2 protein-coding genes are annotated in these 882 nt (G+C 45.8%); both read left to right on the top strand.

Annotated features, from left to right (window positions below; all coding sequences use genetic code 11):
• The first annotated feature begins 117 nt into the window (after positions 1 to 117).
• On the top strand, positions 118 to 552 hold the full coding sequence (locus CIK04_RS35055; RefSeq protein ID WP_325206029.1) for a hypothetical protein: 435 nt from the start codon (positions 118 to 120) through the stop codon (positions 550 to 552).
• Positions 461 to 751: a hypothetical protein gene (locus tag CIK04_RS35060; RefSeq protein ID WP_325206030.1), complete on the top strand. Its 291-nt coding sequence runs from the start codon at positions 461 to 463 to the stop codon at positions 749 to 751. The genes CIK04_RS35055 and CIK04_RS35060 overlap by 92 nt, the downstream gene beginning before the upstream one ends.
• Positions 752 to 882: the final 131 nt, after the last annotated feature.

Below are 882 nucleotides of genomic sequence, written 5' to 3' on the forward strand. Positions count from 1 at the left end.
CGCCATGCTCACCTAGTACGCTAGATCTGTTGGCTCAATTCAGTATTCTTTCCCTGCCTCAAAGAGCCTGAAAACTCGTCCATTTTCTCTAAAATGCGGGTATACGATGGCGAAACGTTGAAAGATACCGATCCAAAAGCCAAGAGCTATCAAGAGTATCGAGATTATGCGGGCGTAGACGAAGGCATGAAGGGGCTCTCGACGCGCTTTGCGTTCAAGATTCTCTCTCGTGTGTTTAACTTCGACCAAACTGAAGTGGCCGCTAACCCTGTCCACCTATTCTATGTGATTGAACAGCAAGTTGAGCGTGAGCAGTTCCCGCAAGAAACCGCTGAACGTTTACTTGGAATTCTTGAAAGGTTACTTGGTGGCCTCGCTACGTCGAGTTCATCGGTAAAGAAATTCAAACCGCTTACCTTGAATCTTATTCCGAATATTGGTCAGAACATCTTTGATCGCTATGTCACGTACGCAGACTTCTGGATCCAAGATCAAGAATACCGCGATCCAGCAAACGGGTCAGCTGTTCGACCGCTCGGCCTTAAACGGTGAGTTGGAGAAAATTGAGAAAACTGCGGGCATCTCTAATCCAAAAGATTTCCGTAATGAAATCGTTAACTTTGTGCTTCGTGCGAAAGCCAGCAACAACGGTCAAAACCCTGTGTGGACCAGCTATGAAAAACTTCGCACTGTGATCGAGAAGAAAATGTTCTACCAATACCGAAGATCTTCTTCCTGTTATCTCCTTTAACGCAAAAACCTCTTCTGAAGACCAGAAGAAACACGATGACATTTGTCGCTCGTATGATGGAAAAGGCTACAACCGAGAAACAAGTTCGCTTGCTTTCTGAGTGGTACCTGCGCGTACGTAAATCGTCCTAA

Source organism: Vibrio sp. 03_296 (genome assembly GCF_002265885.1).

Bases quoted from the DNA above. Each gene is read 5' to 3' on its own strand.
- CIK04_RS35060 (WP_325206030.1), top strand. From the start codon at position 461: ATGTCACGTACGCAGACTTCTGGATCCAAGATCAAGAATACCGCGATC.